Annotated in this window: 21 protein-coding genes, 1 tRNA gene and 1 pseudogene; all 23 read right to left on the reverse strand. The window is 48.0% G+C overall.

Annotated features, from left to right (window positions below; genetic code table 11):
* Positions 1–538: 538 nt before the first annotated feature.
* Positions 539–703, reverse strand: coding sequence for a transposase (locus RBH92_RS14995; RefSeq protein WP_374049932.1), 165 nt, complete (start codon positions 701–703; stop codon positions 539–541).
* A gap of 73 nt (positions 704–776) precedes the next feature.
* Positions 777–953 (reverse strand): annotated as a pseudogene (locus tag RBH92_RS15000) (transposase); the annotation flags it as partial.
* Complete coding sequence (locus RBH92_RS09410; protein ID WP_307931826.1) at positions 932–1,204, reverse strand: hypothetical protein; 273 nt, start codon at positions 1,202–1,204, stop codon at positions 932–934. The pseudogene RBH92_RS15000 and the gene RBH92_RS09410, both read right to left, overlap by 22 nt.
* A 39-nt stretch (positions 1,205–1,243) precedes the next feature.
* A complete protein-coding gene (locus RBH92_RS09415) occupies positions 1,244–1,396 on the reverse strand; it encodes a transposase (RefSeq protein WP_307931827.1) in 153 nt (50 codons plus the stop codon).
* Positions 1,397–1,603: 207 nt separating this feature from the next.
* Positions 1,604–1,680 (reverse strand) — tRNA-Pro (locus tag RBH92_RS09420).
* Between the two features lie 55 nt (positions 1,681–1,735).
* Positions 1,736–2,116, reverse strand: coding sequence for a MerR family transcriptional regulator (locus tag RBH92_RS09425; RefSeq protein ID WP_307931828.1), 381 nt, complete (start codon positions 2,114–2,116; stop codon positions 1,736–1,738).
* Entirely contained in the window at positions 2,094–2,402 is a 309-nt protein-coding gene (locus tag RBH92_RS09430) for an integration host factor subunit alpha (protein WP_292925630.1), read from the reverse strand. The genes RBH92_RS09425 and RBH92_RS09430 overlap by 23 nt, the downstream gene beginning before the upstream one ends.
* Before the next feature lie 168 nt (positions 2,403–2,570).
* Positions 2,571–4,943, reverse strand: coding sequence for a phenylalanine--tRNA ligase subunit beta (gene pheT / locus RBH92_RS09435; protein WP_307931829.1), 2,373 nt, complete (start codon positions 4,941–4,943; stop codon positions 2,571–2,573).
* Between the two features lie 41 nt (positions 4,944–4,984).
* Positions 4,985–6,004 (reverse strand): phenylalanine--tRNA ligase subunit alpha, encoded by a 1,020-nt coding sequence (gene pheS, locus RBH92_RS09440; RefSeq protein ID WP_307931830.1) that lies wholly within the window; start codon positions 6,002–6,004, stop codon positions 4,985–4,987.
* A gap of 109 nt (positions 6,005–6,113) precedes the next feature.
* Entirely contained in the window at positions 6,114–6,473 is a 360-nt protein-coding gene (gene rplT / locus RBH92_RS09445; RefSeq protein WP_292925627.1) for a 50S ribosomal protein L20, read from the reverse strand.
* Between the two features lie 12 nt (positions 6,474–6,485).
* On the reverse strand, positions 6,486–6,683 hold the full coding sequence (gene rpmI / locus RBH92_RS09450) for a 50S ribosomal protein L35 (RefSeq protein ID WP_292925626.1): 198 nt from the start codon (positions 6,681–6,683) through the stop codon (positions 6,486–6,488).
* Between the two features lie 115 nt (positions 6,684–6,798).
* The gene (infC, locus tag RBH92_RS09455; protein ID WP_307931831.1) at positions 6,799–7,353 is read right to left on the reverse strand and encodes a translation initiation factor IF-3; all 555 of its coding nucleotides are present in this window, start codon (positions 7,351–7,353) and stop codon (positions 6,799–6,801) included.
* Between the two features lie 59 nt (positions 7,354–7,412).
* Entirely contained in the window at positions 7,413–9,320 is a 1,908-nt protein-coding gene (thrS, locus tag RBH92_RS09460; RefSeq protein ID WP_307933953.1) for a threonine--tRNA ligase, read from the reverse strand.
* A gap of 83 nt (positions 9,321–9,403) precedes the next feature.
* Positions 9,404–10,159 carry a hypothetical protein gene (locus RBH92_RS09465; RefSeq protein ID WP_307931832.1) on the reverse strand — a complete coding sequence of 252 codons (756 nt, stop codon included), beginning with the start codon at positions 10,157–10,159 and terminating at the stop codon, positions 9,404–9,406.
* Between the two features lie 130 nt (positions 10,160–10,289).
* A complete protein-coding gene (locus RBH92_RS09470) occupies positions 10,290–10,979 on the reverse strand; it encodes a NapC/NirT family cytochrome c (protein ID WP_307931833.1) in 690 nt (229 codons plus the stop codon).
* Positions 10,979–11,692, reverse strand: coding sequence for a cytochrome c-550 CycA (gene cycA, locus RBH92_RS09475; RefSeq protein WP_307931834.1), 714 nt, complete (start codon positions 11,690–11,692; stop codon positions 10,979–10,981). The genes RBH92_RS09470 and cycA overlap by 1 nt, the downstream gene beginning before the upstream one ends.
* Before the next feature lie 168 nt (positions 11,693–11,860).
* Positions 11,861–12,892, reverse strand: coding sequence for a hydroxylamine oxidation protein HaoB (gene haoB / locus RBH92_RS09480; protein ID WP_307931835.1), 1,032 nt, complete (start codon positions 12,890–12,892; stop codon positions 11,861–11,863).
* Positions 12,889–14,604 carry a multiheme c-type cytochrome gene (locus RBH92_RS09485; protein WP_374049933.1) on the reverse strand — a complete coding sequence of 572 codons (1,716 nt, stop codon included), beginning with the start codon at positions 14,602–14,604 and terminating at the stop codon, positions 12,889–12,891. Before RBH92_RS09485 ends, haoB begins: the two co-directional genes overlap by 4 nt.
* Positions 14,605–14,722: 118 nt before the next feature.
* A complete protein-coding gene (rpsT, locus tag RBH92_RS09490) occupies positions 14,723–14,986 on the reverse strand; it encodes a 30S ribosomal protein S20 (protein ID WP_292923557.1) in 264 nt (87 codons plus the stop codon).
* Positions 14,987–15,081: 95 nt separating this feature from the next.
* Entirely contained in the window at positions 15,082–15,957 is an 876-nt protein-coding gene (gene rluB, locus RBH92_RS09495; RefSeq protein ID WP_307931837.1) for a 23S rRNA pseudouridine(2605) synthase RluB, read from the reverse strand.
* 113 nt (positions 15,958–16,070) lie between these two features.
* Entirely contained in the window at positions 16,071–21,563 is a 5,493-nt protein-coding gene (locus RBH92_RS09500; RefSeq protein WP_307931838.1) for a beta strand repeat-containing protein, read from the reverse strand.
* Positions 21,564–21,886: 323 nt separating this feature from the next.
* On the reverse strand, positions 21,887–22,405 hold the full coding sequence (locus RBH92_RS09505; protein ID WP_307931839.1) for a DUF2939 domain-containing protein: 519 nt from the start codon (positions 22,403–22,405) through the stop codon (positions 21,887–21,889).
* 86 nt (positions 22,406–22,491) lie between these two features.
* Positions 22,492–22,788, reverse strand: a complete 297-nt coding sequence (locus tag RBH92_RS09510) for a hypothetical protein (protein WP_307931840.1) — start codon at positions 22,786–22,788, stop codon at positions 22,492–22,494.
* Positions 22,789–22,813: the final 25 nt, after the last annotated feature.

Below are 22,813 nucleotides of genomic sequence, written 5' to 3' on the forward strand. Positions count from 1 at the left end.
GTGAACGGGATGAAGCACGAGGCGCACGAAACGAAGTAACCTAGATATATCAACAAGATAGACGATAAAGCAAGTGCCGCGCAACGAAATGATTCGCTCGTATAGCCAATTAATCAGCGTTTCCCTCGGGAAACGCTGAACAAATCCTGAAGGGTTTGGGATAATAGTATTTCCTGACAACTCCTCTATAGATACGCCATGTCACACCAATCGAGCTTTGCCGATCCTGACTACAGTCACAAGAAACGCCGGACACGGCGGGAGGTTTTCTGAAACAAGATGGAAGGGGTAATACCCTGGCAAGTGTTGCTGTCGCAAATTGAACTACATTACCCCAAGACTGGACGGCGGGGTTGTCAGCCGATGGCGCTGGAAAACATGTTTCGAGACCTTTGCAAAATGACGCAAATTTCCCATTTCAGAGTAATTTCGGATTAATCTGTGAGGGAATTTGGTTGGTTGTAGTCATTTTTTTCGCAAATGAGCCAAGAATAATCACTTTAAACCGAGCATTTCCGGTCAAGAAAGCGTAATATCCCTATGTTTGCGTAATCATTCGGCGGTCAGCAAAGAGTTTGGATGGTCTTTTTAAGTTATACGCCATCGCCAATAGCAAATGCCAGGCATGCGCTTTCTCCAAACCGCAGTAACTCAGCGTTTTGCCATTGGACCAATGTGCCTGGCTGCCGAAGGTGCGCTCCACGACGTAGCGGGCTTTCTAACTGCCGCCGCGTCAAAGGATTATTCCTGGCAGCCTTATCCTGAACACCGTTTTTGATACCACGTGATTTCAAAGCATCGCGATGTTTTTGGCTGCTATAAGCCTTGTCGGCATGAACACGAGTTCCCGGCTGGATATCGGCTTTATCGAGCAGATCCAGCAGCGCCTTGCTGTCATGGCAATTGGCCGGGGTGGTTGCAACCGCCAGCACTAAACCATTATCATCGACCACCGTATGCTGCTTATAGCCAAAACCGGTTGACCACCTTTTCTAACCCAGCGTGCTTCAGTATCCACACCGGGCTGGACCACTTCAATGACTTGCATCGCTGCCCGGGCATCCGCTTCATCGTCCCGTTCTTCCCAATCACTCACGATTTCGTAAGCAGGTTTGGTTCTGGGCTTGTGCGGACTTTGCGTAATACCCGCATCGACATGGCAAGCCTTGCCTGACCATGATGTCGTGCGCTTGTATTTGCGCATTCACTTGGGCTAACAACCCATCCCAAGCGCCTGCTGCCGTCAGCCGGGTTCTGAAACGCGATACACGGAATGATCCGGCACATCGTCTTCCAGCGACGAACCCAGGAATCGCATCACATGCAGATTCGAGTTCGCTATGTCTTCCGCCGATTCATCGCTTAAACCGCCATTCCAGATTTCTATCAACAACATCTTGAACAGCGCACTCCTAGATAAGCCAGTTAGCCTGTTGCATCCGATACCGGTGCATAAATGGTTGATAGTATCGGGGATTCTTATGACAATGCGCTGGCCGAAACAATTAACGGAGTCAGCCGATGCGGTTTGACACAAGGCAAATAGTCTCCGGTAAAACCGGGACGATTCATCCTATCATTTAATTACAACTCTTTGATCAAATGGTCGGGGCGAGAGGATTCGAACCTCCGACCACTTGCACCCCATGCAAGTACGCTACCAGACTGCGCTACGCCCCGAATTCGGGATTATAACAAACAAACAGCTCAGACTGACACCAGCAGATAATGGCAGCTATGAACGTAATTGTGACACTATGTTATTTATTTCTTGCCTGATATGACCGAAACTTGAAACTGGAAACAATGAAGTATTCATACTTTCATTGGTCAATACGGGTTTGCTTTCATTTTGCTCCAAGTGATTCCTCGCACCATTAATGGTAAATCCTTGCTCATAAAGCAATTCTCTAATACGATGGATTAATAATACTTCTTGTTGCTGATAATAGCGACGATTCCCTCTTCGTTTGACGGGCCTCAATTGCGCAAATTCTTGCTCCCAATAACGTAACACATGGGGTTTTACACCACATAACGTACCTACTTCCCCAATCGTGAAATAACGTTTTGTAGGAATTGGAAGTAATGTTTTAATTGTTTTTTTGTTTTCCATGATAATTTTTCTCAACTAATGCTTTTAACTTCTGACTGGCATGAAAAGTAACAACACGTCGTGCCGTGATCGGTATTTCCTCGCCAGTTTTCGGATTTCTCCCAGGACGCTGCGGTTTTGCTCGTAGTTGGAAATTGCCAAAACCAGAAAGCTTAACTCCCTCTCCCCTCTGTAGGGCGGCACGCACTTCTTCATAAAACGATTCGACCATATCTTTTGCTTCGCGTTTGTTTAGCCCAACATTTTCAAACAACAAATCCGCTAGCTCAGCTTTTGTTAATGCCATACTCCACTCCCTATAGTCCTTTATTATTTGCTTATAGCAGCATTTAGATTTAAAACATCTTTAAAATTAAAGATCAATGACCTCATACCTTAAGCAGGATGGTCCTGTTAGCTCAAGATGAAAATTCAACGACACTAAAAATAGAAATATCTTTTTATCCGGCGACAATTAATTTCTTAATGTTGCGCCGAATTTATTTTTCAAAATTTCAATTAACTGGGTTACTGCAGAATCCGCTTCCGCATCAGTTAATGTTTTCTCAGTATCTTGTAACAACACACGGAATGCAAGACTTTTTTTGGTATCTCCCATGTCTTTCCCGCGATAAATATCGAATAGCGAAATATCGGTAACAATCTCTGATTTTTCTGCATACATGCCGTCAAGGAGCGTTTGAACATTAATATCATTATCAACCAAAACTGCTACGTCTCGCCGAATGGGTGGAAATTTAGAAACTTCAGTTACTGTTGGTATCGTTCTTTGTAGCAAGCTATCCAGATCGATTTCAAACAGTACCGCATTTTTTTGCAAACCATATTTTTTTTGCCAATGCGGGTGTAACTCACCTAGCCACCCGACAGATTGACCATCAATCGTGATTCGTGCCGTTTTCCCTGGATGCAAAGCGGGGTGAGAAAATTTGCTGAAATGCACGTTTCGCCCTTTGAATAGTATTTCAACATCAGCTTTGACATCATAGAAATCGACACTTTTTTCCGGTATCCCCCATTGCTCTGCAACAACATCGCCGTAACTAAGTCCCGCAAGTTTCTCAAGCTGGCAATAATGGTTATCTTCCGTTCTGCCAAAACAACAGCCAACTTCAAACAAACGCACCCTGGTTTGCTTTCGATTCAAATTAAATTGCAAATTCGAAATGAGACCACCAATCAACGTGCTGCGCATAACGCTCATTTGACTCGCAATGGGATTCATTAATTCAATAGGATCGCTATTATTGACTAATTCACGCTCCCAAGATTCATCTACAAAAGCATAATTAATAACCTCGTGATAATCACGAACCGTTAATAATCGCTTCATCTCCAACACCGGAAGCTTTTTCTCGGAAGCCGGCAACATGACCATATTGGCATGCGGACTAAAACTTGGAATACGATCGTATCCATAAATACGTGCCAATTCTTCAATGAAATCTTCCTCAATTGATAAATCAAAGCGATAACTTGGTGGTATCACTACAAAAACATTATCTTTCTCGGAAAATTTCAAACCCAAACGATCAAAAAAGTCAGCAACTTGATGTTTACTTAATTCAATACCCAGCACCCTCTTAATCCGATCAATGCGAACATTAACCGCTGTCCGCAGCGGTAATTGATGTTTAACTTCAGTGATAGGGCCCGCTTTACCGCCACAAATGGATTGTATGAGATAAGTAGCGCGTTCCAATGCATTCCTGGTTACTGAGAAATCAACTCCGCGCTCAAACCGATAAGCGGAATCCGAACTAAATCCAAGTACAAACGATTTGCCACTGATCACACCCGGACTAAAAAAAGCGCTTTCCAGAAAAAGGTCAACCGTGCCTTGTGTCACACCACTGTCCATCCCCCCCATAATGCCTGCCAGTGCCAGCGGCTTATGCGCATCAGCAATGAGCAACATTTCAGGAGTTAGATCAATCTGATTACCATTGAGCAGTTGTATCTTCTCGTGAGAGTGCGCATATCGCACCTGAATGGCATCCGATACTTTAGCAAGATCAAAAGCATGCATCGGCTGCCCAGTTTCCAACAGTACGTAGTTGGTAATATCGACAATAGCATTAATCAACCGGATACCACTTCGTTCCAATCTTTGAGCCATCCACATCGGCGTAGCTACATCCGGATTTATTTCTCGCATTATCCGCCCGCAATATAGCGGACAAGCATCTGCCGCTACCACTTGCACCTTTAACGTTTCTTCAATTTCAGCTGGTGTATGGCACTGTTCTAATGCATTCGAATTCAGCTCCGCATTCGTAATAGCGGCAACTTCTCGCGCCACACCCGCAATCCCTAAGCAGTCAGCGCGATTGGGAGTTAGCTTTAACTCAAATACATTATCATCAAGCCCATAATAGTTACGGAAATCAACACCTACCGGCGCATCCTCCGGGAGCAGCAGCAAGCCTTCGGCCGCTTCACTGATTCCTAGCTCCTTCGCGGAACACAGCATCCCAAAAGATTCTATCCCGCGTAATTTTGTTTGCTTGATAGTAAAGCCGGGCAGATTCGCCCCCTCCAGCGCACAAGGAACCTTGACTCCCACAGCTACATTGGGAGCGCCACAAACAATTTGTAAGAAATCCTTATCGGATTTTCCGGTCTTCACGCGACAAACTTTTAGGCGATCTGCGGTCGGATGTTTTTCGACCGAAACAACTTCGGCCACCACAACACTATTAAATACAGCCGCTACCGGTACAATGCTCTCAATTTCAATGCCTGCCATCGTAAGCACATGAGCCAACTCGGCACTACTATAAGGAGGATTCACAAAACTGCGTAACCAGTTTTCAGAAAATTTCATAAGACTTTCAGATTGATAATAATTGTTGAATAATCGATAGATTAATTGAATTGTTTCAGAAAACGTAAATCATTTTCAAAAAACAATCTCAAATCATTAACGCCGTATCGAAGCATCGTCAAGCGTTCGACGCCCATTCCGAAAGCAAATCCAATATAGCGTTCACTATCAATTCCGACATGCTTTAATACATTTGGATGAACCATGCCGCAACCGAGTACTTCTAACCATCCGGTATGGCTACATACGCGGCAACCTTTTCCATTGCACATAACACAACCAATATCCATTTCAGCGGATGGTTCGGTAAACGGAAAGAAGGATGGCCTGAACCTCACGGCCAAATCTTCCTGTTCGAAGAAATGCGCCATAAAATCCGCTAAAACTCCTTTTAAAGAAGAAAAATTCGCACTTTCATCGATCCACAGACCCTCAACTTGATGAAACATCGGAGTATGCGTCACATCGGAATCACATCGGTAAACTCTTCCTGGCGCAATGACTTTAATCGGGGGTTTGTTGTTCTGCATATAGTGAATCTGTACGGGAGAGGTATGGGTACGCAATAAATTGCTTTTGTCTATATAAAACGTGTCATGCATCGCCCTAGCAGGATGATTTTCAGGGATATTGAGCGCCGTAAAGTTGTAAAAATCGGTTTCTATTTCTGGGCCTGAGGCAACATCAAATCCAATTGAATGAAATAATGTTTCAATTCGCAATAATGTTTGTGTTACTGGATGTAAACTGCCAAAGCTGGTTCCTCTCCCTGGCAAGGTAACATCGAGGGCTTCTTCAGTAAGTTTTGCTTCTAGCTCTTTGGCCTGAATTGCCTCGCGTCGCAATTTTAGCGTTGTCTCTAGCCGGTTCTTGGCTTCGTTAATTAGGCTACCCATCATGGGACGTTGCTCGGCGGGTAACTTGCCCAAACCTTTTAGCAAATCAGTCAAAATGCCACTTTTGCCAAGATATCGTGCTTTGACATTTTCCAATTCAATCGCATCTTCAGTACTATTCATCAAATTTGATGCTTCTGTGATTATTTCTTCCAGATTATTCATAGCAATTCAATATTAAAGAACAATCGTAAAAATTCCATTATGCCCTACAAGAAAAAGGGAGGTTCAGGCTTCACCCGACCTCCCATGTTCAAAAATAAATGCAAATCACTTATATAGCCAAACTGGCCTTGGCTTGCTGCACAATTTTCTCAAATGCACTTTTATCGAATACTGCCAAGTCTGCCAAAACTTTCCTGTCGACTTCAATACTGGCTTTTTTTAAGCCATTCATAAATACGCTATAGGAAAGACCAAATTCGCGAGCCGCAGCATTAATCCGCGCGATCCAAAGCGCCCTGAATTGCCTTTTCCGTTGGCGGCGATCCCGGTAAGCATATTGCCCCGCTTTCATGACAGCTTGTTTTGCTATCCGGTAAACATTCTTACGTCGACCACGATACCCTTTGGCCAAATCCAAAATTTTCTTATGGCGCGCATGCGCTGTAACACCACGTTTTACTCTAGGCATGATCGCTCCTCGTTATGCGTAAGGCATCATTGCACGGATTGAAGCTTCATTCGTAGCATGAACAGCCGCAACCCCACGCAATTGGCGTTTGTTTTTGGTCGTCTTTTTTGTCAATATGTGACGTTTAAAGGCTTGCGAGCGTTTGATACTCCCATTGGCTCTAAATTTGAAGCGCTTTGCTGCGCCACTTTTGGTTTTCATTTTAGGCATACATTCTCCTCATTTAATATGATTCTAGGTGTTTCAATATTGAAAGCTTTCCAGACCTAAAAATCACTTGTTATTTCAGGTAAATCACTTACAGATTTAAAAGCAAAAAGCGGAGTTATGAAATGATTGTCGAATCATTCGCAGCAGATTTAGGTTTATCTATCCGTATATCTTTGCGCTTGGGCGATAATACCATGACCATTTGTCGACCTTCCATTTTTGGAAATTGTTCAACTATGGCACAAGATTCCAAATCAAGTTTAATTCGTTCTAATAAGCGCATCCCAAACTCTTGGTGAGCCATTTCCCTTCCTCGGAAACGCAAGGTCACTTTAACTTTATCACCATCATTTAGGAAGTTTATTAAACTTTTCAATTTGATATTGTAATCACCCTCGTCCGTATTAGGTCTAAATTTAATTTCTTTAATTTGTACCTGTTTCTGCTTTATTTTTGCATCATGCTTCTTCTTACTTTCCTGATAGCGGAACTTGCCATAATCCATCAAACGACAAACAGGTGGTTGTGCTGTTGGTGCAATTTCAACAAGATCGACTCCTGCTTCCTCTGCCATTGCATTCGCAGCGGCAAGCTTAACAATACCAACCTGTTCTCCGTCGACCCCAATTAACCGAACTTCTGGCACATCAATCTCTTCATTGATGCGCACTGATTTTTCCTGAACTATGGCAAATTCTCCAAGATAATTCTATTAAACAATCTATCGCTTTAACGCTTTAATGATATTTCTTTCTTGAGTTGCTCAAGCAATGAATTAACGGTCATTTGACCTAAATTCTCTCCGCCCCGGTTTCGAACGGAAATCAAATTTGCTTGAACCTCTTCATCCCCAACAATAATTTGATAAGGAAGTTTCTGCAGGCTATGCTCCCGAATTTTATAGGTTATCTTCTCATTTCTCAAGTCCAAGCTTGCACGAATGCCATGTTGCTTCAAGTGTTCAGCTACTTTCTCAGCATAATCAACCTGCGAACGTGAAATGTTCAATACAACGACCTGTTCTGGCGATAGCCATAATGGAAGGGCTCCCGCATAATTTTCTATTAAAATACCGATAAATCTTTCCAAGGAACCCAATATAGCTCTATGCAGCATAACGGGTATCCTGCGGGAGTTATCTTCAGCGACATATTCAGCGCCTAAACGATCCGGCATAGAAAAATCCAGTTGAAGCGTTCCACACTGCCACACTCTTCCAATACAATCTTTGAGTGAAAACTCAATTTTGGGACCATAAAACGCACCTTCGCCCGGTTGCAATTCCCAATTCAACTTTGCCTCAGCTAACGCGGCTTCAAGAGCCGCCTCTGATTTGTCCCACTGCTCGTCTGAGCCAACTCGCTTAAGTGGTCGAGTTGAAAGTTTCACCATGATATCTACAAAACCGAAATCCGCATAAACAATTTTCAATAAATCAATAAACCGGACTACTTCTTCTTGAATTTGATCTTCAGTACAAAAGATATGTGCGTCATCTTGCGTAAAAGCTCTGACTCGCATAATGCCATGCAATGCGCCAGATGCTTCATTTCGATGACAGGAACCAAACTCCGCCAGTCGAACCGGAAGCTCCCGGTAACTCCGTAGACCTTGATTAAATATTTGTACGTGACCAGGACAATTCATCGGCTTAATAGCAAAATCCCGTTCATCGGAATTTGTTGTAAACATATTTTCACGAAAATTCTCCCAATGTCCGGATCTCACCCAAAGCTCTTTGTCCAAAATCTGTGGTGTGCGAATCTCCTGATAACCATTCTGATTCAGAATGTTTCTCATATACTGCTCAATCTGTTGCCATAAAATCCAACCTTTAGGATGCCAGAATACCATTCCGGGCGCTTCGTCTTGCGTATGAAATAAATCGAGCAATTTTCCAATTTTTCGGTGATCTCTTTTTTCAGCTTCTTCAAGTCTGTGCAGATAATCTTTCTGATCGTCCTTATTGGTCCACGCAGTACCATAAATACGCTGCAACATTTCGTTGTTCGAATCACCGCGCCAATACGCACCCGCTACTTTCATCAACTTAAAAACTTTAATCTTCGAGGTCGCTGGGACATGTGGTCCTCGACAGAGATCAGTAAAGTTGCCTTGTGAATAAAGCGATAACTGCTCATCTCCTGGTATTGATTCAATTATCTGTGCTTTATAGTGCTCTCCTTGTTGCTTAAAAAAATTAATGGCTTCTGTGCGGTCCATAATTTTTCTTTCAATTCTTAAATCACGTCGACTGATTTCCGACATCCGTTTTTCAATTGCAGCAAGGTCATCAGGTGTAAATGGCCGTTTATATGAAAAATCATAATAAAACCCATCATCGATGACAGGTCCAATCGTAACCTGCGCTTCGGGGAATAATTCCTTCACAGCATGTGCGAGCAAATGCGCGCAAGAATGACGTATGATTTCAATCCCTTCAGGATCTCTTTCCGTAATAATCGAAAGCTCGCAATTTCCATTGATTGGACTGGAAACATCAACCAATTTTCCATTAATTTTCCCGGCAATCGCTGCTCTGGCAAGCCCTGCACCAATTGATGACGCCACATCCATGATTGTTATGGGCTCATCATAAGTACGTTCTGATCCATCAGGTAAACGAACAACAGTCACAACTAATCCTTTCAAAACGTTTACGACAATAAATTACAATTCAACACCAACCACATTTTCATAAAAAACACTTGGTCATGCGATCATTTGATCATGGACGCTTTATACCAGTTATTCATTTTTTGCAGAGCACTCAGAATTTTAGGAGAAAATCCAATCGCAACCGCATCAACCAAGCAATACCAAGCTGCAACCCCACTAGGAGGATTTCCTTGACTCCAATTGAACACCGGTTCAATTGAAGCCCACTTCCATGTACCTGCCGCCGTGCCAATAATCTCGAGCCATGTACAAATAAAAAAAGCTCCTAAATAAACCATTGGTGATCGGCCTTTAAAAAGACAGATTACAAAAATGCAAAATAAAAAAGCACCAACTTGATCACCTTGTTCCGGTATACCGCTAATGCCCCATAGCGACCACAGTCCACCAACAATAATTACCAAAATAGCCAGTTTTTTGGCATTCATCAAGAAAAAACGTGAGCGCGAAAGTGCCACAGCCGTTAAATATACCATACCATGTCCAGGCGGGACGTAAAGAGGCACATTGCCAAACCGATAGGTATACCCTTCCATATAAATAGATGCAAAATGTTCACCTGCAGTCGCAAATGCTACAGCGACAACAACTTGCATTCTCACTTCTCTGTTCTCACCAATCAATAAGCCAGCCAGAAAAATCCAAGCAATCACGCCAAGCAAATTTTGAGTCTCGTAACTAGCACTACCATCAATTACCAAACTGACTGCGACACAAAAAAAAGTAAACCCCGCAATAAAATAATCTCTATTTCTGTGTGGATAGTTCGCATCAGGTTTTGGAAAATGATCCAACATTAAAACAACCTCGCTCTAACAAAAAGCCCGCCAAAGGCGGGCTGTTAATTCTTACAGATATCAGTTTCTAATATTATTACTTAACACTGAAAAAATCGAAGAAAACCTGTTTCAGAAGAATAACTGCCACTTACTCCTCGTCATCCTCGTCATCTTCATCACTTTGGGATTCTCCGGCTTCATTTGCGCCAGATTCCCCCTCGTCTTCATCCTCTTCGTCTTCCTCGTCCCCATCTTCATCACTGTCTTCATCTTTCTTCAGCACCATCTTGCCAGCTGCCAAACTCGCATTCAAGTCCGTCATCGGCGCTTCTTCATGTACTAAATTCTGATGACAGTCTATGCACGTCGCACCTTCCGTCTTTAACTTCTTGTGCGCTTCCTGTGCATCCGCTCCCGGTGGATTCGGGTCTTTATGACAGTCTCTGCACGTCACACTGTCCCATTTCTTCAGATTCATCCGCGCATCATGCGCCATGATCAATCGCCGCTCGTTAAACTTCTCCAGCGTCGAGTAGTCATTGATCAGTTCTAAGTACAGTTCCCGCGCACCATCCACCGCATGGGTATACAGCGCTAAGTGAAAGTTCTTGAATCCTTGCGGTATATGACAGTCCTTGCAGCCAGGATTGACGCCCAACGCGCCATAATGCGTCGATTGCTTCAGTTCCGTTTGCGTGTAGGTCATCGAGTGACAACTGGTGCAGAATTCTTCGGTTGAGAGTGCCGCTTCTCCACCAAATACTACCGCTACCAGCAATATCCCGAGTAACCCGCCTGTCAGTAGCGTGCCTATCGCTCCTTTTTGTATCCCTGTCATTACTCTTTCCCTTTACCTTTTTTGTCCGCTGTTTTTTCCTTGGCGCTTGCTTGGAATTCATCGTGATACTTGAATTTCGGTTCGCCTACGAAAGTGCCGTCCAGTTTGTAGTGTTCGTGCATCGCTTTGACGTCTTTGACCATCTTGTCAAAGTCAAACTTGTATTTCGCGTCTACTTCCGGTGTGAACGGTGTGTACGGTGCTTTCGCGCCTTTCCACGGTGAACCTTCGTAGTTTAAGTGACAGGCTGCACAGGCTTCTTCAAAATGAAAGTCTTGTCCTTTGTCTGCAACCACTTTACGCTGTGTGGTGGTGCCTTTGCTTTCAAATGCTTGACCTGCTTTGCGGTGATCTCCTCGGTAGTTCTTGCCGCCGCCATGACAGGATTCACAGCCAACCGCCGCGAGTGGCTTTTTCGCTGTTTCAATGGTGTAGCCGCCTTTCTTACCCCAGCCGTCAACGTGACAGCCTACGCAGTCTTTATCTTGCGTGTAGTCTTTGTCCGGATCCAGCTTCGCTTTGATCTTGGCTTCTTTGCGGGCGCCAGGCTTTAATGATTCCATCGCCTTGGCATGCGCGGTGTCTTTCCAGGATTTCGCTTGCGATTTGTGGCAGGAGCTGCATTTGGTGCGTCCTTCAAAATCCGCCAGTGCCGCACTGGAAAATAATGCCGCTGCCAATATTGATAGTATGTATGCGATCGGGTGTTTCATCCTTCCTCCTTTATGCTTTATGCTTTTTTAATCCAATTCCGATGGCTTCGTATTGTACGCTATCGTCCGTTTGTGTAAATGACTATGTGGCCGCTTTGCGCCTTTTTTGTTGTGCCGGTGTTGTACTTTCTTTGCGTTCTTTTGTGTTCCCTGAGTCCTTGCTGTTCTCTACGGCAGTTTGTATACCCAGTAGCCGCCTTGTTGATAGATCAGCTGCGCCAGTTCCAGTTCTGTCGGTGCTGGTTTGTCTACAAACGGCAACATTCTGGCCAGCAATGTTTGGCTGCTCTTTTCGTCGCTTAGGAAGAATACCCGGATTTCATTGTCCGACAACGATTGCAGGGTGTAGGTGTCAAAGTTGTTTTCCTTCACCTGTACTTTCATTTGGTTGATGAGGCCGTGCATGTTGCCTGTCATCGGGAAGTTTTGATAGGCGACGCCAATTTCTTCCGGGTACATGAGTCCCAGTTTGTATAAGTCGGTTACGTGTACGATCAGGTAGGTTTCCCGGTCGGATCCTATCAGTTGCCGCAGTTGTTTGATGCCTTCTTCCGCTGGCGCCGCTAGTGCCCCGCTGAATTGTTTGAAGCGTTCCAGTTCTTTGGCGTCGGGTTTGCTTTCCCAGAATTGCTTTTCATACGCGCGTATCGCTTCACTTTGTTCCAGCCATGGAACCGGTATCATCAGCGGTTCGTTCAGGTGGTTGGTAAAGAAAGTGTCGCGTCCGGTGAGCAGTTTGATTTGCCGTGAGGTGTCCCACCAGCTGAGTATCAATGCGTCTTTCGGTGCGTATTTGCTGATTGCGGTTGCCAGTACCGTCAGTTCCGATGGCTTGCGGTCGAAGTTATAGAGTACTTCGTTGGTGCTGTTCTTCCAGTAAATCAATACCGGGGGCTCAGCGTTTTGTTGGGCGACGATAAATTCCGCGATCGGTTTGTCGATTCCTTCCGCTTTGACTTTGTATTCGCTTAGCTTCAGCTCAGGCCAGTCTTCCAGCCCCATTTTGCCGAATTTTTGCACATCGCCTTCCGCTATCAGTTGGTATTGATAAGGCGCCGGTATCGGTTTAAACCAAAGATAGGCAAACCAGCCTAACAAAAGCAAACCTCCCGTCACCAGGAGTATCCCTAATGACGGGAGCAGCTTGTCTCCCGATCGCACTACTTTGGTAGTGCGATCTGTCGTGTCAGCGCCTATCAAGCTTCGCTTTGCTTACGTCTGCGCCAGCCTGCCAATGCCAGTGTTCCGGCCAGTAGCATGCCACCACCTAAACCGCCCAGAGAGATTTTCTCTGCTGTGCCGTCTAAGTCGAGTAAGCTGGTTTTCTTGGTTTCAAGATTTTTAACACGTTCTTGCAGTGCAACCATTTCACGGATGCGGGTGTTTTCGTCTTGAATTTCAACATACGCGCGGTTGATCGGTCCCCAACCTTCGGTGTAAGTCCATCCACCTGGGTTGACGTGCGCCAATCCTACGTGCATCTTGGCCAGGTCGTTTTCGTGCATTTCCAGTACTTTCAGCTCGATCGCCGCTGGGCTGTTGCCTTTCGACCAGAACAGTTGCGCAAAGTAGGCGTAACCTTCTTTTTCCGGTGCCGGTGGTGCAGGACGGTTGGTTTTTTGTCCTGTCAACAGGCCTTCTTTATACAGTTGATGTACGATTGCGTTGGCTTCCTGGTATTTCGCCAGCCCTTCCAGGGTGCCTTTGTCCATCAGTTCCAGGTAAGAGCGTGCAAAACGTTCGGAGTGGCATTGGGTACACGTGACTACCCATGAGTCCAATCGCGCTTCCGACCATTCGCTTCTGATGTTTTCCGCTATGCCCGGTACAAACGGATAGTTTGCCCAGCGGATCTTTCTTACCATGTTATGGCTGTATTCGCCTTCGTATTCCATGTGGCAGCCCGCACAGGTCGGTGCGTTTTGTCCACCTACTGCATAGGCGTCTTTCAGCGGTGCTTCCCAGTTCCATTTGTCGCCCAGCATCGATACCATCTTGCCGTGCTTGGACATCGAGTACGCCTCCCAGTTGTTGTGGTCTACACCGCTATGACAGGTAGCACAGGCTTCCGGTTTGCGCGATTCCGCTGCCGAGAATTCGTGGCGGGTGTGGCAGGAGTCACATTTGTTTTGGTTGGTGTGGCACATCGAGCAGCCTTCCGCTACTTCTCGTTGTGGCATCGCCGCCCATACCGTGGTCTCTACGTTGGCTTTGTAGTCCAGCGCGTGCGATGGACGTCCATCCGGCCATTGGTCATGCGGCCAGATCATCGTGTCTCTTTCCGATTCACGTTCGACAAATTCCGCCAAGTGACAGGTGCCGCACACATCCGCTGTCGGCATGATGATGTCTTTGGTGTGATCCGCTTTTTTCTTCGCGTTCGGTTCTACGTGGCAGTCGATACAGCCGACTTCTTTCAGGTTCTCACCTTCCGCCAGTTTGCCCATCGAGCGAAGGTTCTTTTCTACTTCTTCCAGTTTGGCTTTCTTGTAAAAAGTCGGATCGCTCGGTTTTAAGTTACGCACCTTGTCCAAGTTCGCATGGGTGCTGCGTTTCCATGCTTGTACCCAGACCGGTGATTCGTCCGTATGGCATTCCACGCATTCCTTACGGCTCGCTATTTCTTTGTTTGTGGTCGGCGATTTGTAAAATGTCGCCGGGTCTAAATAAATCCCGTACGGTATCGGTTCCCAGTATTGCGCCAGTGTGCCGCGCCCGGCTCCTTGTTCAGGATCCTTGTAACGCTTCACTACCGCTTCATATAATTCCTTCGGCGATACTTTCTCCCGATCCAGCTTCAGCGCTTCGTACAGCTCGTTCGGCACACTCGGTATGTTCCCCGCTTGCAATCCCCCTGCTATCACGAGCCCTAACATCAGCGCCCCTCTCTTCAGCCAGCTCTTGGCATTCATCTCTCTCTCCTTTGGTTTTCCATTAATTTCTTCATTTGCTCTTAAATATCTTCTTTTGGATATCTTGATTATATGGTTAGCGTAATCAATGAATCATTGAAGATTATATTTCAACCAATTAATTCATCAACTTAATCGCTGAAGACAATCGGCTTTTGTAACGTGATGCTTTATTTTTATGAATAATACCTTTACCGGCTATTGAATCGATCGTTCCCACTGAATCAATAAACACACTTTTAGCCGCTTCTTTATCGCCACCCGCAATTGCTTTTCTTACCGACTTAATGGCGGTACGCAGTTGCGATCGCAAATGAACATTATGCGCTCTTCTTTTGATAGCTTGTCTAGCACGTTTTCTCGCTTGTGCACTATTAGCCATTAATAACCCCCAAACCCTTATCTTTGGAAAAGCACGAATGTTACTTTCTTTTCTTTTCTAGCGCAACTTGTAAGTAAGCGGTGTATCGCTGCTTTTTACATTACATCGCGTTTGATCAGCGCCAATAACCGTCGCGTTTCTTTTTCATCGAGCTCCAACCATTGCCCGCGTTTAAGACGCGGCGGCAAATTGATTGGTCCAAAGCGCACGCGCATCAAGCGGCTGACGGTGATGCCAATCGCTTCAAACATGCGTCGCACTTCACGGTTTTTGCCTTCCTTTAAAATGACACGATACCAGTGATTAGCGCCCTCGCCTCCCTCGTCGGCCAGATAGGTGAACGCCGCTTGCCCATCATCGAGCGGTACGCCGGTGGTTAATTGTTTCATTTGTTCCTCGGTCAACTCACCGAGTATCCGTACCGCGTATTCGCGTTCCATCTCAAACCGGGGGTGCATCAAGCGGTTAGCCAGCACGCCATCGCTGGTGAAAATCAGCAAACCGCTGGTGTTGAAATCGAGGCGTCCGACTGCAATCCACTTCGATGACCGCAGATGCGGTAATTTATCGAACACCGACGAGCGGCCTTGCGGATCGTCCCGGCTGACAATTTCTCCTTCAGGCTTGTGGTACAACAGAACTTTGGGTAATTCTTCATTGAAATGAACACGGATGGTTCGCCTGCCGATACGAATCACATCGTCCGGTCCGGCACGGTCACCGAGTTGCGCAACCTGGCCATTCAAAGTAACTTGCCCGGCGGCAATCAACTCTTCCATCTCCCGTCGAGACCCCAATCCTTTTTGCGCCAACACTTTTTGCAGCTTAAAACTTGCCGCTGGCTGCTTGGCGAGTGATTTGGGTGTTTCCGGAGGTTGTTTATCTGGCGCCGTTGCGATCGCCTTAGCGGGAACACGCGAGGCTGCCGGTGTTTTTTTCCTCGGGAGGCGGAATGGTTTGTTGACTTTCATGGATGGCTAATTCGCGATGAATGCTGTTGAAGCAATCAAAAATGCCTAATTCTAAACTATTACGCAGGCTAACTGTTGCTGCCATCGCCATAAATCGTACAAGCGCCGATTGATTAAAATGTCAGATTGCCAGCTGCCAGGCCGGTACCATCATTATGTGTAACAATCCCCATGACCTGCAGGTCCGCAGCATCAACGGTATCATCCCCGCCGGTAGCCGCGGTATACAACACCACCGCCGATTGTGTTGTGGAGAAATTGAGAATGAACAGATGTCCCCCTCCGGTTGCAATACCGCTGAAATCGATTTCTTCATTTAGCTCCGCGATGACATTAGCCAGCCCGGGTGTGGTGAATGCCGATAACGCAATTTCAATTTCGGCATCCGCCAGCACGGTCGCTTCCTGATCGGCGCCTCCCACGATGGCTTGGTTGCCGCCATCGGCACCATCCGCCGCTGAATAATCGAGACTATTATCACTATCGTCATCGAGCAGCGCCTTTAATGTAGAAATAATCTGAATCCAATCGTCGGTAGCATCGTTGGCATTCGCATCGAATTGGATAACCGAATCGGCGCCGCTGCTTGCACCGGAGGCCGCGCCATCCGCTGCCGCGCTGTAAATAATTGTCTGCCGGGTATTATCATTGGCGCTGCTGCCCAGCGTTATGCTGTCAGCGCCGCCATTCCCGGTAATACTGTCACTGCCGGCGCCGCTGGTGATCGTATCATTACCGCTCCCGCCCACCAGGGTATCGTTGCCGGTTCCGCCGCTCAGCGTGTCATTACCGGAACCGCCGGTAATGACATCATTCCCGGTACCGCCGCTAACGGTGAACGTACCGTCGGTTTCCGCGCTGCCGTTGAAAGTCAAAACCCCGGAATTCGCTGCATTCGTTAAGGTTAAGGCAGCACTTGCGGAAACCAATGTATCTTTAGTGGTAATGGATACATCGGTATTGGTATTCGATAACGTAATGGCTTCGATATTTTTGACGGCATCAAAATCATTGACAGCAGTGAATGCCATATTACCAGTCAGTGCCACGGTATCCGTGCCAGAACCGCCATCGACGCTGTCAGCGCTGGTTAAACCGGCAACCGCCGCGAACGAAAAAATATCGTTGCCGGAGCCGCTGGTAACCGTATCATTACCCAAACCCGGCGTAATATTGTTACTGCCCGCACCACCGTCGAGCGTATCGTTACCCGATCCGCCCTTGATGGTATCTCCAGCACCCCCACCGGTAATGATGAATGTGCCGTTGGTTTCTGCACTGCCGTCAAACGTCAGCACTCCGCTGGTCAAGGTAGTCGCTTGCAACGTTAGCGTAGCTCCTGCCGCAACCAGTGCATCTTTCGTGGTAATCGCCACTGCCGTCGTGGTGTTTGCCACGGTGATCACCTCGATATTACTGACATTATCAAAATTGGTCGCCGCAACCGCAGTGGTTCCGGTCAATGCGACGGTATCCACACCACTGCCGCCATCCACGGTATCCGCGGTGGTTAAACCGGTACCTGCAGCAAATGTGATGGTATCGTCACCGCCGCCACCCGCAATGGAATCCGTGCCGGTACCGCAAGTGATGCTGTCGGCGTCACTGCCACCCGTAATCGTGTCATTGGATGCGCCGCTACTGGTGATGCTAAAAGCGCCGCCGGTTTCCGCCGCACCGTTAAATGTCAGACCGCCCGTAGTGGAAGTGGAAAGCGTCAATGTTGCCCCGGCAGCCACCAGGGTATCTTTGGTCGTTATTGAAACGGCGGTATTGGTATTCGCCAGCGTGATGGTTTCGATGTTGCTGACATTGTCAAAATCATTGCTGGCGGTAAATGCCGTGTTGCCGGTCAACGCCACCGTGTCACTGCCCGCCCCGCCGTCGATGACATCCGCTTGCGTCAATCCGCTGACCGCCGCCAGCGTGAACGTATCGTTACCCAATTCCCCGGAAAGCGTATCGCTGCCGGTACCGGCGGTAATGCTATCGCCACCGCTGCCGCCGGTAAGGGTGTCATTGCCGGAACCGCCGGTAATCGTATCATTGCCGGAGCCGCCGGTTATTTTAAAATGCCCGTCGGTTTCGGCGGCGCCGTTAAACGTCAAGACACCTGCATTGGCCGTATTCGATAACGTCAATGTGGCGCCGGAAGCAACCAGTGCGTTGACGGTGGTAATAGCCACCGAAGTATTCACCATATCCGGCAGCGTAATCGCTTCGATATTGCTGACATTGTTGAAATGCGTAGCCGTCACCGCGGTGGTGCCGGTCAGCGTCACCGTGTCGGTTCCCGTGCCGCCGCTGACCGTATCCGTGGTTAGACCGGTTCCGGCAACAAATGTGAAGATATCATCACCGGCGCCGCCGGTAATGTTATCGACACCGGTGCCGCCGGTGATCTTGAACTGACCGTTGGTTTCGGCGCTGCCGTTGAAAGTCAGAATGCCGGAATTAGCCGCATTCGACAGGGTTAAAGTCGCACCAGCCGCGACCAGCGTGTCCTGCGTGGTAATCGCCACGGCCGTATTGGTATTGGCAACCGTGATGACCTCGATATTCTTGACGTTGTTGAAGTTGGTCGCGGCCACTGCGGTATTGCTGGTCAGCGCCACCGTGTCGGTGCCGGTACCGCCATCGACAGTATCCGCGCTGGTGAGCCCGGTTCCGGCGGCAAACGTAAAGGTGTCATCACCTGTGCCGGTAGAAATGCTGCTGGTGCCGGTACCGGCGGTAATGTTAAATTTTCCGGTGGTGCCGCCGATCGCGCCGGTCAAGGTCGAACCGGTAAACCCCGTCACTGTCACGGTATCGCCGTCGGCGACGCCGGTAATCGCAAGGTTGGCCGCCGCCGCAGTAATCGCAATGCCGTTATCCACCGTGTTATCGGTAACAGCCACGCCAATCATACCGCTGGTGGGATTCGATACCGTCAGATTGCCGCTCAGACCGGTAACATTCACGGTACCCGCAGCCGCACCGCCGGAAGTAACAGTCAGGCTGGTATTGTTAGCCAAAGCAGCCGCATCGATGCTGACCGTATCGGATGCCGCGCCGGCAGCAACATTGATCGAAGCCGCCGCCGAACCGGTGGTGATACTGATGCCGTTATCGGCGGCGTTTGCAGTGGTTACGGTCAACGCGCCGGTCAATTTGGTCGCAATCAGATCGCCCACCAGGCTGCTGACTGTCAACGCCGAAGCGCTGGTATCAGCGATGGTTAATGCCGTATTCTGCGCCAGCGATGCCGCATTGACAGTCACCGTGTCGCTGGCTTGATTGGCAATCAGATTCACCGCAGCCGACCCGGTGGTTACGGATCGCGCATTGGTGCTGTCGTCGCCCAGCTCGTAGGTTTCAATACTGGATAACGCCGTTACCGCGCCGTCGCCGGTGACGATGATTTTTTCTCCACTCGCACCGCTGCCCGGCGCCGTGACAGCACCGGTGAACGCCTGATTCTGACTGGCTTTCATCGTCACTGTAGCACCGGATGCCAACGTCAGTGCTTCGATTTGAGTAATCGTGGCGCCGCTGATGTCCGCGCCGTTACTCAAACTCAACACGTCGTCAACGGTTGAATCGCCGGTCAGCGTGCCTGTAATTGCTAACGCGCCGGCGTTGAAGGTCACGGCATCGTTCGATGAATCAGCCGTAACGCTGGTCCCCGCCTGGCTAACGGTGATTGTTCGCGCATTGGTGGAGTCATCGCCGATGCTGTATTGCTCCACACCGGATAACGTGGTTACCGCGCCGTCGCCGGTGATGATGATTCTTTCGCTGTTGACGCCGCTGCCGGTTGCAGTGATGGTTCCGGTAAACATCTGGTTTTGCGACGCCGACAGGGTGACATCATGCGTACCGGCCACGCCGGTTGCATCGAAACTCAAGTTGGAAAAATTGACGACCAATGCAGCAGCAATGCTCGATCCGTCCTGGACGCTCAAGGTATTACTGCCGCCCCCGCCGTCCAATAGCACTGCCGTCATTACTAGCGGTGTCCACGCCGCCGACGTTGAAATCGATAAGGTATCGTCCGCCGCAGTCCCGCTGAACGCCGTTGCATCGGTTGCCAAGTATCCCGAGGAAGTAGTGGATGGCGCAGAGGGCGCCGAACCGCCACTCGAAGGGATCGACGAGGACGGCAGCGGATCAGCTTTGCCGTCGCCGGTAACATCGCCAACCAATGCACCTGCCGCCTCAATCGCACTGGTCAGCGCCGTGCCTTCGGCCAAGGCTGTCGCACTGCGAATACTCTCTTGCGCCGCGCCCGTTTGTAACAAATTTTCGATATTTTCGGACACGATCTGTATCGCTGCAATGCTCGCCAGACTGTGCGCTATCGTGTCACTGTCGGCCACCTCGTTATCGACTGCACGGTTCAGGTACGCAATCGCGACCGCGACCTCATCCAGCATCGCGCCGACTTTAAACAGCATCGCATTGTCAGCGCCTGCCAGCACCGTGGTATCTTGAATCACTTGCGCAATGAAACCGCTGGCGGTTAAATCGACCGGCTTGGCGGCGCTGGCGATGTTCGCGGCCAATGCCTCATAGGCCAAATCGATTAGCGCCGCTTCGTCCGCCGGCACGCCGGTGCCGCTTAGAAAAGCGGCTGTTTGACTGACTGCAATTTGGATCTTGGCAATCATTGCCTGAATCGCCACCGCTTCCGCGGTTTCAGCGGCTGGGGTATCGGTGCGGTTGGCTTCGTAGATGGGGTCGTAATGCAGGAATGGAAAAGCGAACGGCAATCCCAGCGCTGCCGTAAGTTTGGCCGCCGCATCCCCGGCAACCTTGGCATCAGCCTGTTCCAGCTTGACGAGCAGCGTCGTCAGCGGATTGATGACGGTAGCGCCGGGCGGCGCCAGCATGCGCCCTTCAAACGCTTTCCCGGTCGCAATATCGATCCCGCCCGACACGATCAATTGACCAAACGCGTTGACTCCCGGCAACGTAAAACCGCCCGATGCATCGGTCGTAGCGGAAAGCTCTCCGGGGCTGATGCTGCCATTGCCGTCCAGATCCGCAAATACCACGGCATCCTTGATATAGCCATCGACGGCTTTTCCGGCAATGCCCGACTCAACAAGCGCTTTAGCCGAACCAACCGTTGACGGGTCGTCAGTCACCTGCGCGAGAATCGCTTGCAAAACCGTCAGGCTGACCGCCGCTCCCTTGAGATCGACGGAGTAGTGAGCCGCCACCTCGATTTTGTTATTCAATTGCCGGGCAGCCGCTCCCCATGCAGCATTGTCCGGATCAACCGCCGCCAGCGCCGCAGCCGCCCAATGCATCACGCCGCCGCGTGATTCACCGGCATTCAGCAACTTCTCGATTTCTGCGATTGCCCAGGATTTATGCTCCCTGGCCACCAGCGAACCGGCGATATTTTCCACAAACTGCCGGGCGAATGTGTTGTTGGATAACGTATCGGAATAAAATGAGTTTTGAAAAACTCCGGTTTGCGCAAGCGCAGCGGCAAGCGCTTTTACAGTCCCGGCGTTATTAGCGAATGCTTCGAATTCCCTTAAATACCGCGCGCCGGGCGCCGCATCGAACATTGCCACCACCGTCCGGATGATTTCAAGTTGTCTGTCATTCATGAGTAATTCTGCTCTTAACCTAGAAGATGCTTAAAAAGACGCCAATCTTCCGATTCTACCCAACAGCCAGGTAAACGAATGACCCGAATAGGGTAAAAAAATTACTCTATATTAATTCTTTGATTTAAATAAAAAAGAAACAATTCAACTCTAGCGGTAAACTAATACCGAATTTAACCTCTGCATCGCATTCGTCACTTAATTCAATTCCTTCAGTCCGTTCCCAACTCGATATCAAGCGCTATGTTGAATGGCTCCAGGAATTCTAGTGAGCTATTTACTGACCATTACAATCATCTTCAGGATTGACTTCTTAAATGTTATTAGTGAAAAATTTGATGCAGATTTGGTACGATGATATTGATCAACTTCCAGTCGATGCCTTCGCGCTTTAAGACGAAACGTGCATTTTCAGAATTTTCAACTGGTACCCAGATCGATGCCATATCGTGTGAATCAAAACTGATCGTAGCATCCTTGAAAAGCTTATGTTTCTTGTCGAACACACTACCTTCAAAACCTTTATTACTCAAAGCAGCCATAATCCCACTCGGTGTAACCATTGCATCGATGGCCTTGTCTGTTATGGTGGTGACGATACCAGCAGCCAGTGCTGAAAACGGACTGTTTGCATCTCCCATAGAAGACTGAAAAGCAGAAGCATTTATTTGATCTTTCAGGTTCTGCTTGAGCACTTGGAAGTCAATGTGTGTTTGCAGCTTAACCGAATCGTTATTTTCCAGCGCCACCTTAGTGCCGGAAAGTGCGAGGTACGGCCCAGCGGCAATGTAACCAATTGCCAGGATAATCAACGCCATGGTTGCGATTGTCAGTTTATTCATGGTCGATCCCTTTCTAATAGCAGAGCGGTTACAGATTCTGCCGATGAAAGCAGTACCAGCACAGTATTTTCCCGATTAAAATCAGTTCATTTCATAGAAAAGCTATCACAGCTGACAAATGTTTCTAAATCATTTTTTCCAGAACCATTAGGATCACTGATGAAATATTTGTCGATACCATAGCTTCCATATACTTGCCTGACTCTGTGGATGTCTTTCTGTGTTATGCCTAGATCAAAAATTTTATAAATCGAGCTGATGAACGCGAGAAAGCTCAGATAATAAAGAAACAAATGGTCCACCGGATGGTTTGAATCAATACGTTCTTTTGGTTCTTCATCATAATACCTTTCTGTCTTTTTTCGTTGCTCATTTCCTGCCATTTGCATGACTTACTGTGGCATCGTG

Source organism: Nitrosomonas sp. sh817, assembly GCF_030908545.1.
In the GTDB taxonomy this organism is placed as follows: domain Bacteria; phylum Pseudomonadota; class Gammaproteobacteria; order Burkholderiales; family Nitrosomonadaceae; genus Nitrosomonas.